Below are 461 nucleotides of genomic sequence, written 5' to 3'. Positions count from 1 at the left end.
AGCGCCTTCTTCGTCGCGGGCACGGGGCCGATGCCCATGTATGCCGGATCGACGCCCGCGTGCGCATACGAGACGAGGCGCGCGAGCGGCTTCGCGCCGCGCTTGTCGGCGACGCCGCGCTCCATCAGCACCACCGCGGCGGCCGCATCGTTGATGCCCGACGCGTTGCCCGCCGTCACCGTGCCGTTCTCCTTGGCGAACACGGGCTTGAGCTTCGTGAAGTCGTCGAGCGACGCGTCGTGGCGCACGTGCTCGTCGGCGTCGAACACGACCGTGCCCTTGCGCGACGCGATCTCGATCGGCAGGATCTGATCCTTGAAATAGCCGGATTTCGTCGCATGCGACGCGCGCCGGTGGGATTCGAGCGCGAGCGCGTCCTGCGCGTCGCGCGTGATCCCGTACTTCGCCGCGACGTTCTCGGCCGTCACGCCCATGTGAATCGACTGGAACGGATCGTTGAG

At 68.1% G+C, this 461-nt stretch carries 1 pseudogene; it reads right to left on the bottom strand.

The annotated features are described in order from the left end of the window. Positions 1 to 461: pseudogene (locus J5M73_RS31300) on the bottom strand (acetyl-CoA C-acyltransferase); the annotation flags it as partial.

The organism is Pseudomonas sp. 50_B (genome assembly GCF_017491625.1).
Lineage (GTDB): Bacteria > Pseudomonadota > Gammaproteobacteria > Pseudomonadales > Pseudomonadaceae > Aquipseudomonas > Aquipseudomonas danubii.
Note: the sequence above shows the minus strand (reverse complement) of the source record. Positions and strands in the feature narration are given on the sequence as shown.